14 protein-coding genes and 1 other RNA gene are annotated in these 13,529 nt (G+C 47.4%); 12 read left to right on the forward strand and 3 right to left on the reverse strand.

The genetic code is table 11. The features are described 5' to 3' along the window. Positions 1–135: 135 nt before the first annotated feature. Positions 136–504, forward strand: a complete 369-nt coding sequence (locus NDI35_RS17230) for a hypothetical protein (protein WP_445313805.1) — start codon at positions 136–138, stop codon at positions 502–504. 208 nt (positions 505–712) lie between these two features. Here the strand turns inward: NDI35_RS17230 and NDI35_RS17235 are convergent, their stop codons facing one another. Next, a complete protein-coding gene (locus NDI35_RS17235) occupies positions 713–1,873 on the reverse strand; it encodes a glycerate kinase (RefSeq protein ID WP_445313806.1) in 1,161 nt (386 codons plus the stop codon). Positions 1,874–2,076: 203 nt separating this feature from the next. Then, the gene (locus NDI35_RS17240) at positions 2,077–2,409 is read right to left on the reverse strand and encodes a DUF565 domain-containing protein (protein ID WP_445313807.1); all 333 of its coding nucleotides are present in this window, start codon (positions 2,407–2,409) and stop codon (positions 2,077–2,079) included. Positions 2,410–2,770: 361 nt separating this feature from the next. Here NDI35_RS17240 and NDI35_RS17245 point away from each other — a divergent pair, with 361 nt between their 5' ends. The 4 genes from NDI35_RS17245 to NDI35_RS17260 all read left to right on the forward strand — a co-directional run bounded on the left by NDI35_RS17245 (position 2,771) and on the right by NDI35_RS17260 (position 6,585). Beyond that, positions 2,771–3,349: a hypothetical protein gene (locus NDI35_RS17245; RefSeq protein ID WP_445313808.1), complete on the forward strand. Its 579-nt coding sequence runs from the start codon at positions 2,771–2,773 to the stop codon at positions 3,347–3,349. A gap of 120 nt (positions 3,350–3,469) precedes the next feature. After that, positions 3,470–5,635: an ArnT family glycosyltransferase gene (locus NDI35_RS17250; protein WP_445313809.1), complete on the forward strand. Its 2,166-nt coding sequence runs from the start codon at positions 3,470–3,472 to the stop codon at positions 5,633–5,635. 42 nt (positions 5,636–5,677) lie between these two features. Continuing rightward, positions 5,678–6,205 carry a GNAT family N-acetyltransferase gene (locus tag NDI35_RS17255; RefSeq protein ID WP_445313810.1) on the forward strand — a complete coding sequence of 176 codons (528 nt, stop codon included), beginning with the start codon at positions 5,678–5,680 and terminating at the stop codon, positions 6,203–6,205. A 137-nt stretch (positions 6,206–6,342) separates the two neighbouring features. Beyond that, positions 6,343–6,585 (forward strand): hypothetical protein, encoded by a 243-nt coding sequence (locus NDI35_RS17260; RefSeq protein ID WP_445313811.1) that lies wholly within the window; start codon positions 6,343–6,345, stop codon positions 6,583–6,585. A 23-nt stretch (positions 6,586–6,608) separates the two neighbouring features. Here the strand turns inward: NDI35_RS17260 and NDI35_RS17265 are convergent, their stop codons facing one another. Next, the gene (locus NDI35_RS17265; protein WP_445313812.1) at positions 6,609–7,226 is read right to left on the reverse strand and encodes a hypothetical protein; all 618 of its coding nucleotides are present in this window, start codon (positions 7,224–7,226) and stop codon (positions 6,609–6,611) included. 18 nt (positions 7,227–7,244) lie between these two features. Between NDI35_RS17265 and NDI35_RS17270 the strand changes: the two genes are divergently transcribed. The 7 genes from NDI35_RS17270 (at position 7,245) to NDI35_RS17300 (ending at position 13,490) form a co-directional block, all read left to right on the forward strand. Beyond that, positions 7,245–7,463, forward strand: coding sequence for a hypothetical protein (locus tag NDI35_RS17270; protein WP_333042039.1), 219 nt, complete (start codon positions 7,245–7,247; stop codon positions 7,461–7,463). Next, a complete protein-coding gene (locus NDI35_RS17275) occupies positions 7,460–7,729 on the forward strand; it encodes a ParE family toxin-like protein (protein ID WP_445313813.1) in 270 nt (89 codons plus the stop codon). The genes NDI35_RS17270 and NDI35_RS17275 overlap by 4 nt, the downstream gene beginning before the upstream one ends. Before the next feature lie 134 nt (positions 7,730–7,863). After that, the gene (locus NDI35_RS17280; RefSeq protein WP_445313814.1) at positions 7,864–9,624 is read left to right on the forward strand and encodes a serine/threonine protein kinase; all 1,761 of its coding nucleotides are present in this window, start codon (positions 7,864–7,866) and stop codon (positions 9,622–9,624) included. Between the two features lie 231 nt (positions 9,625–9,855). Beyond that, positions 9,856–10,246, forward strand: a transfer-messenger RNA (tmRNA) gene (gene ssrA, locus NDI35_RS17285). 625 nt (positions 10,247–10,871) lie between these two features. Next, positions 10,872–11,990, forward strand: coding sequence for an NADH-quinone oxidoreductase subunit NuoH (nuoH, locus tag NDI35_RS17290; RefSeq protein WP_445313815.1), 1,119 nt, complete (start codon positions 10,872–10,874; stop codon positions 11,988–11,990). 103 nt (positions 11,991–12,093) lie between these two features. After that, the gene (gene ndhI / locus NDI35_RS17295; RefSeq protein WP_333042046.1) at positions 12,094–12,669 is read left to right on the forward strand and encodes an NAD(P)H-quinone oxidoreductase subunit I; all 576 of its coding nucleotides are present in this window, start codon (positions 12,094–12,096) and stop codon (positions 12,667–12,669) included. Between the two features lie 197 nt (positions 12,670–12,866). Next, positions 12,867–13,490 (forward strand): NADH-quinone oxidoreductase subunit J, encoded by a 624-nt coding sequence (locus tag NDI35_RS17300; protein WP_445313816.1) that lies wholly within the window; start codon positions 12,867–12,869, stop codon positions 13,488–13,490. Positions 13,491–13,529 lie beyond the last annotated feature (39 nt).

Consider the following 13,529-nt stretch of genomic DNA (forward strand, 5'->3'; position numbering starts at 1 on the left):
GTTAACACACCACCCTAGAATAAATCATCCTTAAGATAGAAGCCAACGATACATCTGCGGGTAGATGAAAAAGCCGGGAACTAAAGTAATAATTGATACAGTGAATTGTTAAATAAAACTAGCAAGGAGTCGGCTATGTCTGAAATCAATACAGAAGTCAATAACATTGAAAACTTTGACGCTCAGCAGATCAATGAAAGCGCGGAAGCTGGAGAACAAAAGTTGCCGACCGTTAATGTATCAGCAGACTACGAAGCTTCAAAAGAATTCAGCGTTAGTGACATCGATCGCACGGGTGCCGGCGCTCAAGCTGCCGCCGCTGCAACTGCACCTAAATTTCCTATTCCCGCTGCTCAAGATAATATTGCAAAGCCGGCAGATACAAGCGGCAATCCCAATGATTTTCGTTCGATGGCTCAGGAAATTAAGCCTGCAGGTACACCGGGCGATGTTAGCGACGATTTGATCCAGAAAGCGATCGATCTTGGTACTCCTGGCAGTTAATTTATAAATTCTCGCTCCTCAATGCAAAACCTCTGTATTGTAGGGTGCTGATGCCCCGCCTTACCCCTATAATTCCCGCGTCAAATCACGTTTTGCATAAGTCCTGAATTGTCAAGTGAGTGCAGGATAAGCTGCCATACAGTAGGGACACAACATAGTTGTGTCCTTAACGGCTGCAATAGGGTAGGGACACAACTATGTTGTGTCCTTAAAGGTTTAATTTTAAGTCGATCGCCCGACAAATTTTGCCGACAGTGCGATCGCCCAAAATTTCAATTACTAAATCCACGCGATCGCCCTCCAGCATCGACTTAATAAATAACTCTGGATGCAGCGCTTTCCAGAAATATTCAACAAACCGATTAATTTCAGCTTCTGACATTCCCGACTTCCCCGCCGCCATCATTTCCCGTTCCGCCTGATTGCGCCAGACTTGAGAAATGCGATAATTTTGGGGATACAAAACCATCAACCGATCTAATCGGTTCCACAGCGGCAGATAGTCGTGCAGCTTCGCATTCATATCGCGCGCAAACTGACAGTCGCTTTCTGTGGAAATCGGAAACGGTGCAGCCGCCAAAAACTCGTTCAATTTGGCATCAACCACCGGATTCACACCGACAAACCAACCTTCAAAAAGTACAATATCCGCACCCGAAATAATTTCCGGTTGACTTCTATCTCCAGCACCTCCGTAGGCAGATTTGTCAAACCTGGGAATTTCTATATTTTTATTAATTATATCCGGTTTGATGGCATTAGATTTAGGATTTTCCCCGACTGCTAAATTGTGAGTTTGAGAACCGCGCAACTTGTCTAAAACTGCGATTCCCAAGTCAATATCGTGAGTGCCGGGGGGGCCGCGCCAAATTAAACGCGGGTCTGCTTTTTGGAGTTGTTGGCGATCGGCATAAGTCTTGTAAAGATCGTCTAAAGAAAGGCTGATAGTAGAATATCCCAATTTTCCCAGAATCAGCCTCAAAACTTGGCATAAAGTAGTTTTTCCCGTTCCTTGCACTCCTAAAATTCCTTGAATTAAAGGACGGTTTAAACTTTGTTTTGCAGTCGATAATTGCATGGCCAGCGGCAGCCACAGATTCCACAAAGTTTCGAGGAAAACAGTTGACTTTATGGGGAAAGTATGCAGTTCGTCAAGAAGAGAAAAGAATAAATCGGTTTTGCAGCGGACAATATCGGCTACATTGTCGGGAGTAATGCCAAAAGCGCGCGTTAGCGAAGCCCTCGAAGAGGATTGCCCATCATCCGCAAGTTCCCAAAAAGCCAGGTGATCGAAGTCGGCAGCGATCGGGCGATCGCCGGCTTGCCATCGATGTAAAATTTCAACAGGGGTTACAGTCGATCGATCCATATCCTAAAAACTCTCTATGCGGGGGCGGGTTTTGTACAAATACTATCTGTAATTGACAAATATTTGACCCCACCCAACAACGAATACAAGCCCCAACTCCGGTCGTGGAGAGTTCAAAAATTCCGACCCTAGTTCAAATTAAAATTTTTTAAGATCACGTTTTTATAAATACTATCTACAGCAGACCAATATTTCACCATTTTTTAAGAACCTAGTTTGAAAGCTTCCACAAATAAATTGTAAGTCACGCCAATTTTCAGAGCATTGAGCATATCTACCCAAAAAGAACCTGCTACAGGCCGCGGCCCGGCGTAAACCAACCAGTTGGCGAACTCCGTCAACAACACCAACAGCCCGGCCGCGATAATATCCCAATCAGCAGATTGTCCAGTGATCGTCGAAATAGCTGTTCCCAAAAAAGTGCCGAACAGCAGGCTAATTAGGAGGAGCGAAATCCGCCGCCAAGGATTTTTCAGCCAGCCTCGGAAGCGATCGCCCAGAACATCAATTAATCTGTTAATTCGGGTATTCTGCATAAAAGTTATACGATTTGAGATTTGAGATTTGAGATTTGAGATGCGGAATGACTGATGAATATTGGGGTTGGCAGTACGGGCCTATAGTGGTACTCTTTTTTTCAACTGCTATTAAAAGCTATACCGATGAGTAAACAAATGACCCTCCCGACCAACTCCAAATCCTTACCGGAGTCAGTATGTCGCCATCTAAAATCTCAAATTTAACATCTAAGATGGTATTGAGCGATCGCGGACTTATAGCCGAGAACGGTCAAGTAATTAAGTGTAACTGTATCTTGTGGCACAGCAGCCCCTGGTTTTACATTAAAAATAGTTAAGACTCATTACCGGTGCAGTCTATCCTGTAAGCCTAAAATTTATGAATCTTAAAATTTACCAGATCGTAATTGGAGCGTCGATCGTCCTAATTACAGGAATGTTTCTAGGACGTTTTGAAATCACTATCTCCAACGGTTCAAATCAGTCGAGCGACTGGCCCTCACAAGCCACCGCACTCCCCCCAATACCCCCCGTTTCCCCAGTTGAGACAGCTTCTGCCGACACCGCCAGCGAGCCCAAGCCCGACTCAACACCAACCCCCCCAGATCCAGAGGAGGAATTGCTTTCCTCAGTCCCTGTAAATGCTAAAGCCTCCGGCCTTTTGCGCGTCAGCAACCGCAGCGAACACCCAGTGCGAGTGGCCCTGCTGTCGAAACGGCAAGCCAAGGAATCCTATGGAAAACCCGCGCACTGGGATTTTGCGCCGGGGGAAGGCGGCGGCAAGGGACTGATGCTATCGCTGCCGGAGGGCAAGTTAAAAGTCAAAGGGGGAGACATTCTGGTGGTTTTTGCTCAGGATGGTTCTCGCCGCTACTGGGGGCCTTTCGTCGCCGGGGAGACACCCTCGCCGGCTTGGAACAGCACAGCCGGAGAATGGCAGTTAATTTTGCAGCCGTGAACGCTTAGCTGCAGATGCCGAGATTTTGGTCGAGAAAGCCGGTTGATACGGTTTTATTGAGAATGGTGCCGCTATGGGAGTTAACCTCAGATAGCGGCATCATTATAAGGAACAGGCAAGATGCCTGTGAAGCGAAGAGTGAATTTTCTTGTGGCGAGTAGGGTTTGGGCAGCAGAACCCGCCCATGAAAGCCTTGTTGAGAATGTTGCAACATCTCTGTTTAATCGGATTCGATCGAGTTGGGAGTTTCGAGAATGCGAATCTTTCGGTAGACTCTCTAAGCGAGCTAAAATTTTAAATCTAAAATCGCAGGAAGTTTGGGTGAAGGAAGTTATTAAAAATTTGTCAGAGTTTAGAAATCGCCGGATCGCACCAAAGCTGCTGTCGCTGTTGTGGCTGTTCGCGATCGCCTGGGTAGGTTTCTTGTGGAATCTCGGCAACATCGGTTTAGTTGACGAAACGGAACCGTTGTTTGCCGAAGCCGCCCGTCAAATGACGGTGACAGGACATTGGATCACTCCTTATTTCAACGGCGAAACCAGGTTTGACAAGCCGCCGTTGATTTACTGGCTGATGGCGGTGGCTTACCGCACTCTGGGCGTTAACGAATGGGCCGTGCGTCTTCCCTCGGCCTTGTGCGCGATCGGTCTGACTTGCCTCGGATTTTATACCTTATGGAAGGAAGAAGGAAGAAGGAAGAAGGAAGAAGGAAGAAGGAAGGAGGAAGAAGGAAGAAGGAAGAAGGAAGAAGGGCACGACACGGATTCGGACACGGATACACGGATGAATGTAACTGTCTTTCCTCCCTCAGTCTCCGACTCTCCGACTCTCCCACTCTCCCCCTCTCCCCGTCTTCCCCTCTTTTTTTCTACTCCTTGGATTGGTGCTGCCCTAATAGCTTTAAATCCCCAAACTATAGCCTGGGGACGGACTGGCGTTTCAGATATGCTATTAGTTAGTTGTATGTGTTCGGCACTACTCGCATTTTTCCTCGGTTACACTCTAGAAGAACAGAGAGAAAAAGCAGAATTTTCCACTGTTTCCGCTTCCAGATTTCCCAATAAGTGGTATCTGACTTTTTACGTACTAATTGCCTTAGCAATTCTGGCTAAGGGGCCTGTGGGAATTGTCATTCCAGCGCTGATTGTTGGCAGCTTCGGGCTTTATTTGGGAAATTTTCGGCAACTTTGGCGCGAAATGCGTCCGGTGTCGGGAATCTTGATTATTCTGGCGATCGCCTTGCCTTGGTACATTTTGGTTATTTTAGACAACGGTCAAACTTATATTGACAGCTTTTTTGGCTATCACAATTTCCAGCGTTTTACTGGAGTAGTCAACAAGCACTCGGCGCCTTGGTATTTTTACTTTTTTGTAGTGCTAGTGGGTTTTGCACCTTGGTCGATTTATTTGCCGGTGGCGATCGCCCGCACCCGTTTTTGGCAGCGCAGTTACTGGCGCCGTCAACCGCGATCGGCTCAGTTGAGTTTATTTGCCTTATTTTGGTTCGGCTGCATCTTTGGCTTTTTTACGATTGCCGTGACAAAATTGCCGAGTTATGTATTGCCTTTAATCCCCGCCGCTGCGATTTTGGTAACGCTACTGTGGAGCGATATTATTGCAGGTAACGAACCAGAAAACAGGCGGATAAAGTTAGAAAAGAAACCGAATTCTTTACCGCGAGGGCTGTTAGTTACATACATTTTCAATGTCATATTTTTATTAATTGTAGCCGGAGCAACTTTCTACTGCTACAACTGGCTGGGAGACGACCCGGCAATGCCCAATTTTCCCCAAGCAATTCAGCAGTCGGGATTGCTGATTGTAGGGGGTGCGATTTGGATAATTACAGCAGTCGCGATCGCACTTTTACTTTGGCAGCGGCAACAGCGCTGGATTTTGGTTGCTAACCTCATCGGGTTAGTAGCATTTATCATCTTTGGTCTTACTCCCGCCTACAAATTGGTCGATATCAACCGCCAGTTACCTCTGAGACAGTTAGCGCAGGTTGCGGTTCAACAAAAACTGCCGGGGGAAGAGTTTATTATGGTTGGTTTCTGGAAACCCAGTCTGGTTTTTTATACCCAAGAGCCGGTGACTTACTACCGAGCTGTCACAAAGGCGATCGACTACATTAAGGAAGCTCAAAACCAAACTTCTCCCTCTGTTTTGTTGCTGGGATATCCAGAGAAATTTGTGCAATTAGGATTGCAGCCAAATCAATATCAATTGTTGGACAGTCGGGGCGCTTACCAACTCGCCAGGGTTCCGAGACAAGCGTTTCGATAGTGCCTATAGTGTGAACTCATACTTGTTGAACAAGGTAGAAAAATGATTACAACTAAGAATCTTCAACTACTTGCCGTCGAAAGGATTCACATAGAAGCTTTCTTACGAAGTAAAAGCGAGCTGGCAGCAATTTTAAATGTCATAGTGCCTAATAGCTGGCCTCTTTTCCCGGAAGCATTTTCCCTCCCTGCTGACGAATCTTGCGAATCCAATCCGCCTCCAACTGACTGGCACAGCTACTTCTTTATTCATCCAAAAAATGAAGTGCTTGTCGGCAACGGAGGTTTCAAAGGCTCACCTGATGAATCGGGGACTATAGAGATAGGTTATGAAATTGCTTCCGAATATTGGAATCGTGGATTTGCAACTGAGGTGGCACAGGGAATGATCGATTATGCTTTCGCTCACGAGGAGGTGAAAGCAGTCATCGCTCACACTTTAGCTGAAAAAAATGCCTCGAATAGCGTGTTGCAAAAAGTGGGAATGAAGTTCATTGCAGAGGTGGACGATCCTGAAGAAGGCAAGATATGGCGATGGCAAATAAGCAGGGATGAATATCATCCGACTTGAACTGTAACGCCGTTTCGCTGTTTAAGTCATTGGTTTTGGCGGTAATTTGAAGGTTCTCGGTTGGAACATTAAATCTGGCAGATTGAATAAAAGCTATAATCTAGTCACTACCTAAAACCCGAAGCTCGGAGCCTACAATGGTTTCAATTCTCAACAAACCCTCCTCGTTAATCCATGAGATTTGCATTGAAAAAGTCGATCGGTGGAAGTTGTTCAAATTTAGTGAGTCGCTCCAACAGCGCAGGGAAAATTTGTTAGAGAAGAAGAAGGCAGACCAACTAATGGCAGAAGAGGCAGCCGAACTCGACGCCATTGGGGAATTAGATCGCATCTTTACCCATATCAATGCAATGATGGTGGCTCAAGATGTCAATCAGTGAGGTGACGATATAGAACGTTTTGGTTAGCCTCGCCCTTCAATGTATCCCTTGACAAGTTGGGTAAAAGCTAATATCTCAAGCATTAAGTAAGTGAATAAATTAGCTATTAAGAATGATTTCTTCACTTTGCTTTTTTCAATTTTTTTTACTCCCCAACTCCCTATTAATAATTCTAGGTAAACGGAAAAGAAAAACATAGGAATCAGTGTAATCATAATTTCCAACGGCAGAAATGGAAAAGAACCAGGCTGTACACGCACGGTTGTGTGGAAGACGATATGTCCAATAAACGCCCCAATACAGAGGATAATAAAACCTCCCCCAATCGTCGATATGATATTTGTTATAAAAGCAATAAAAATTGCTTTTAGGATACTGAGATTGAGTATTTTTTTGTGAAGGAAAGCTTCTATCGCGATAATTGGGATTAGCAAAATAATTTGATAGAAAACACTCTGACTGAATAATGGAATCCCTGCATTTGCGATATATAGAGATGTATTTAAGTGCATGAAAAAGCTAATAGAAAACATAGAAGTGGGTTTCCCGTAGTTATTAATGATGATAATTAGCCTGCCATTTGTTCGACCTACCCTCAACTTGGCTGAAACAAGGGATAATAGATAGGATGCCATTTTCATTGTAAAAGTGTGGTAGCCATGACTGAGTTACTCGAACGTGCGATCGCCAAGTTAAAAACATTGTCTGCCAGCGAGCAAGATGCCCTCGCTTCAATGATTCTGGAAGAACTTGAAGACGATAGGCGCTGGGATCAAGCATTCTCCCGTTCCCCAGATGCTCTTGCTAAACTCGCAGCGGCCGCAATGGCTGAGTATCGTGCAGGCAAAACCCAAGAACTCGATCCAGAAACATTGTGAAGTCAAACACTACAACCGAGTTCCGTAGATTATTTGCTGATTTACCCGAACAAGTTCAACAGCAGACACGCGGGGCGTATCGCCAGTTCAAGGAAGACCCAAGTCATCCAAGCCTGCGTTTCAAGAAGGTGCATCCTGACTTACCAATTTACTCAGCCCGAATTAGCAAAAACTATCGAGCAGTTGGTCAGTTGGATGGAGACACTGCGATCTGGTTTTGGGTTGGTTCACACGCAGATTACGATAAATTGCTGGGGCAGTTGTAGCACGATGGGGGGAATCAATTCGGGAAGGAATGGCAACGCCGATCGCACTTCTCGATCGCCCTTTAGACTGGTAACTTAGCCGACCATACGTGCAATAATCAGCCATATTATCTGGTACGCGATCGCCTGAACCTATGGATGCGCTAATCGGCAAAACTTTACAGGGTGGAAAGTACACCCTCGAACAAGAATTGGGCCGCGGCGGCTTTGGAATAACTTTCAGGGCAAATCACCGCTATTTAGGACAGCCTGTAGTCATTAAAACCCTCAACGAATCTCTGCGGCAGCAACCCAATTTTGCTGAGTTCGATCGCAAGTTTCAAGACGAAGCGAGGCGGTTGGCTTCCTGCGTTCATCCGAATATTGTCCGCGTCAGCGATTTCTTTGTGGAAGACGGGCAGCCTTACATGGTGATGGACTACATAGCCGGTCAGAATTTGGGCGATGTAGTTGGTTCAAATAATCCGCTGCCAGAAAATCTCGCAATTCTCTACATCACTCAAATTGGGGCTGCTTTGAAGGCAGTTCATCAAAAGGGTTTGCTGCACCGAGATGTCAAGCCGCAAAACATTCTTTTGCGCCAAGGTACTCAGGAAGTCGTGCTGATTGATTTTGGCATTGCCCGCGAGTTTACTCCCGGTGCAACCCAAAGTCACACTAATATGGTGTCCGACGGCTACGCGCCACCAGAACAGTATTTTGCCCAAGGAAAATATACGCCCGCAACAGATGTTTATGGTATGGCGGCGACGCTTTACACTTTACTGACAGCACAGGTGCCGGTGGCTGCAATTTTGCGTACCAGTCAGCCGATGCCTTCACCCCGCGACTTGCAGCCTCAGCTAAGTGCGGCTGTCAGTTCTGCGGTGATGCGGGGGATGACGGTAGAAGCTCAAAATCGCCCTGCTACCGTGGATGAGTGGCTGTCGCTGCTGCATGGGCAGCCTCATGGTGCAGCGTCGCCGAGCACCGGGCCGACGGTGGCGGTGATTCCGGGACACGGGCCTCAGTCGCCTGCGGGTTCCAGAACAGCGCCTGCTGTGGTGTCTTCTGGGGACAACAACCGCAAGGTTTGGTGGATTTTGGGGTTCGTGGCGATCGCACTTTTTGTGGCAGGTTTGGTCGGGATTGCTAGGGTTTTCCTCAGCCGGCCGTCTTCGGAACCCGCACCGGTGGTCCAGGACGATCGCACTTCGGCCCCTGCTGATCCAGACGCGCGCTCAAGCCCCGCACCAATTCCCGCGCCCACACCAACGCCTTTCTCGCCGACTCCCAGAGAAACTCCGCCGCCTGCTGCTGAAACTCCAGCGCCTGCTGCTGAAACTCCAGCGCCCGCTGCTGAAACTCCAACACCAGCCCCAGCGCCAACACCAGCGCCTTCTCCCGAGGCTGTCGAACCCACACCAACGGAAAAACTTGTTGACAAAGAGTTGCCGCCAGATCGATCGCCCGCACCCAGCGAACAACCGGGAACCAATTATCAGAAGACTCCCACCATCCCTGGGTATGCCGTTGGTACGCCGGAAAGTCAGATTTTATCCGAATTGGGAGAACCGACAGACTCTCAAGCGCGGGGCTATTGGCCGAATACTCGCACCGCACTTTACGAAATATTGCCAAATCGGATTACTCTCGGCTACATTTACGATCGCGATTCGGGCCAGCTAGTACAAACAGAGGGTTCTTTTGCCCAGTCAGTGGACGCTTTGGTAGTGCGAACCGCGTTAAACGGGATGGTGGGCGGCGCCAGCCGAGAGATTTTGCAAGGGCTCGGCGACGTGCAGCAGCGCCGGAGTAATCGGTTTACGTTTAGGAAGGGTTCGCTGGAAGGGACGATCGAACGCAATGAGCGCGATCGGATTTACATCGGCGTCTGGGACGAAAATTTGCATTAAACTTGGCAGGGCTGACATTTTGCACCCTTGTCAATAAACCTGGGCGGGCTCTTCGGCCCACCCCACAGGAAAACTCAACTCTTGTGGAACAGGCCGGAAAGCCTGTTCAAGAAAATGGTGCACGATGTAAATATTCCCGACTCAGCTTTGTGCCAAAATCCAAAATCCAAAACCTAAAATCGGTTGACTTGACGCAACACGAAATATTGTCTATCATAAAAGAACACACGAGGGGCTGTAATGGTTTCGACAGGGTGGCGAAAGCTGCTCCGTGATGCAGGTCGAGAGGGAGTCTACTCTCGTTAATATCGGCTCAAAAAAAATAGTAAATGCGAACAACATCGTTCCTTTCGCTCGCAAAGCCGTAGCTGTAGCCTAAAAACTTCTTGAGCTCGGTTTAGAGTGTATGCCACCTCACTCCGTTAAAGGTAGCATAACAACCCCCAACGGATGCCCTAGCTAAACGTTTCTAGTCGGCTAGCTAGGAAAGCAATCACTAGAAAATCCCCCCATTTGGGATAAAAATGGTTCCCGCCCCGAGGATTAGAGGGGATAAACCTGTGAACGATCGGAAGGTAAATACCCGCTTTGGACGGCAGTTCGATTCTGCCCAGTTCCATAAAAAAAGTAGCGTAAAATCAATGGTTTAAGCCATTTGAAAGTTACTTTAAAGCATTAAAAGGGCCCAGAGTTAACTCTGGGCCCTTTTGTTTGGCCTATATCTGGCTTATAGCTGAGTCTAGATCCCCCTCGCATCCCAGGGCTGTTTCATTCTCAGGAAAATCAGGGTTTTGTGGGGGTAGTGCCCCTGTGCCTACCCCCTCACCGACGATCAAATGGGCGTTTCAGGCATCGGGGCAACGACGGGGGGGTTTGCCCCGGAGCGAGAATGAAACAGCCCTGCCTCGCATCCCCATAATTAATTAAAGGGAGTCGGGGGGATCGAGGTTTGAGACACGAGACTGCATAAATCCAGATTGATTTCTTACTCAAAATCGATCGGGCACTCAACAGTCAACAGTCAACAGTCAACAGCCAACCCTCAACCATAAGTTACCCACCCATTAGCTACGCTGCGGGCTCATATAATTAGAACTTCACCCTGTCTGTGCGTTCTTGGAGCCTGTCGGGCGATATACTATTAGGCGGTAAAGCATTAAAAATCTTTACAAAGACCCCGATTTCTAAGCCTACTCCTACAAAGGACGGGTGAAAAATTATATGCTGATCGCTCAAAAGCTGGACAAATGAACCCAGGAATTGACTTACAAGGAAGTTTCGTAGAAGCCCTCATGAATTTGGGCTTACCGGCGGACATCGCCCAAGTGCTTTGGCTACCGCTGCCAATGTTGCTGATGATTGTCGCTGCCGTTTTCGGGGTACTCACTAGCGTCTGGCTGGAACGGAAAATTTCCGCCGCCGCTCAACAGCGGGTAGGCCCGGAATTCATCGGCCCTCTGGGAGTTTTAGCACCCGTTGCTGACGGTCTGAAGTTGGTATTCAAAGAAGACATCGTACCTGCAAAAGCTGACGCGCTGCTATTTACCCTAGGCCCGGTAATTGTGGTGATTCCAGTTTTTCTCTCCTACTTAATCGTCCCCTTCGGAGAGCATATGCTGATCGCCGATATGGGGACAGCGATATTTCTGTGGATTGCCCTGTCTAGCATTCAGCCGATCGGCTTGCTGATGTCCGGCTATGCTTCAAACAACAAATACGCCCTCCTCGGAGGACTCAGAGCCGCGGCTCAATCCCTCAGCTACGAAATTCCCCTAGCTTTGGCAGTATTGGCAGTCGTGATGATGTCCAATAGCCTCAGTACGATCGACATCGTACACCAGCAAGCCGACTACGGCATTCTCGGCTGGAATATCTGGCGGCAACCAGCAGGTTTCCTGATTTTCTGGATCGCAGCACTAGCAGAATGCGAACGGTTGCCCTTTGACCTCCCGGAAGCAGAAGAAGAATTGGTAGCAGGATATCAGACTGAGTACACAGGCATGAAATTTGCTTTGTACTATATCGCTTCCTACGTTAACCTCGTCCTTTCTTGCCTGCTAGTAGCAGTTTTGTACCTCGGCGGCTGGGAATGCCCGATTCCTGTCGAAGTGCTGACAAATGCCCTGGGATTGAGCGAGACGACTCCTTGGTTGCAGGTAATTACTGGCTTGGTGGGCATTACGATGACCATGTTGAAAGCCTACTTTTTCCTGTTTCTGGCAGTTCTGCTCCGCTGGACTCTGCCGCGAGTTCGGATAGACCAATTGCTAGATTTGGGATGGAAGTTTTTACTTCCTGTTTCTCTAGTTAATTTGCTATTGACCGCAGCTTTGAAACTTGCCTTTCCCTTTGCTTTTGGCGGTTAATTAATAATAGGTAAAGGGCAACAGCTAAACAAAAATAGCTGTTAACCAATTACCTATTATAAATTAGCAATCACCAAAAACTCAAGTACAGAGAGAGAACACCATGCTAAAATTCCTCAATCAAGTAGGCGAATACGCCAAAGAGACTCTTCAAGCTGCTAAGTATATCGGTCAAGGGCTATCTGTTACATTTGACCACATGAGACGCCGGCCGATTACGGTGCAGTATCCTTACGAGAAACTAATTCCTTCCGAACGTTTCCGGGGCAGAATTCACTTTGAATTTGACAAGTGCATCTCCTGCGAAGTCTGCGTTCGGGTATGTCCGATAAACTTACCTGTAGTGGATTGGGAATTTAACAAAGAAACTAAGAAGAAACAACTCAAGCACTACAGTATCGATTTCGGAGTCTGTATCTTCTGCGGCAACTGCGTAGAATATTGTCCGACTAATTGTTTGTCGATGACAGAAGAGTATGAGTTAGCCACCTACGAACGTCATGAATTGAATTTTGACAACGTGGCCCTCGGACGTTTGCCCTACAAGGTTACAGATGACCCGATGGTGACACCGATGCGCGAATTCGCTTATTTGCCGAAAGGTGCGATCGACCCTCATGAAGTTTCCTACACCGATCGCCGCGCCGGTCTGCGTCCAGAGGAAATTATCGAAAAGTAAGTAATGGGGCATGGGGCATGGGGCATGGGGCATGGGGCATAGTTAGTAGTTAGTGGTTAATGGTTAATGATTACTTGTTAGTAGTTTTTCTAATAACAAATAACAAATTTCCAATGCCAAATGCCCAATGCCAAATGCCCAATGCCCAATGCCCAATGCCCAATGCCCAATGCCCAATTAACAGAGGATAAAAAATTGTGAATCTAGCTGAAGGGGTTCAAATTGTTTCATTTGGCATACTGTCGGTAATGATGATTGCAGGAGCATTAGGAGTAGTGCTGTTCTCCAACATCGTTTACTCAGCATTTTTGCTGTGCGGCGTATTTACCAGCATTGCCGGCTTGTACCTGTTGCTGAATGCCGACTTTGTAGCAGCAGCGCAGGTATTGATTTATGTTGGCGCTGTTAACGTCTTGATTTTGTTTGCGATTATGTTGGTGAACAAGCGAGAAGATTTCCGCACAATTCCCAACGCTTGGGTGCGTCAAGTAGCAACAGCAGTAGTTTGCGTAGGCTTGTTTGCGCTGTTGGGTACGATGGTGGTGTCTACTCCTTGGGCTATTGTCGCGACGACAGGATCACCTGCCGAAAGTTCGATCGTCACTATCGCCAAACATTTCTTCACCGACTTTTTGCTGCCTTTCGAGTTAGCATCAGTGTTTTTGTTGATGGCAATGGTGGGAGCAATTGTGTTGGCGCGCCGCGATTTTTTCCCGGATGAACTGTCAAAGAAGCTATCCGAAACACCTGCTTTGAGTTTGCCGGAAAGACCTCGCGAATTAGTTTCTGCCGGAGATGTGTCTTCGCCAGAATCTAAGTAAAAGTAGTGAGTCTAAATGATTCGTACAATTAAGGTAGGG

Source organism: Microcoleus vaginatus FACHB-2002, from assembly GCF_040004035.1.
In the GTDB taxonomy this organism is placed as follows: Bacteria; Cyanobacteriota; Cyanobacteriia; order Cyanobacteriales; family Microcoleaceae; genus Microcoleus; species Microcoleus vaginatus_C.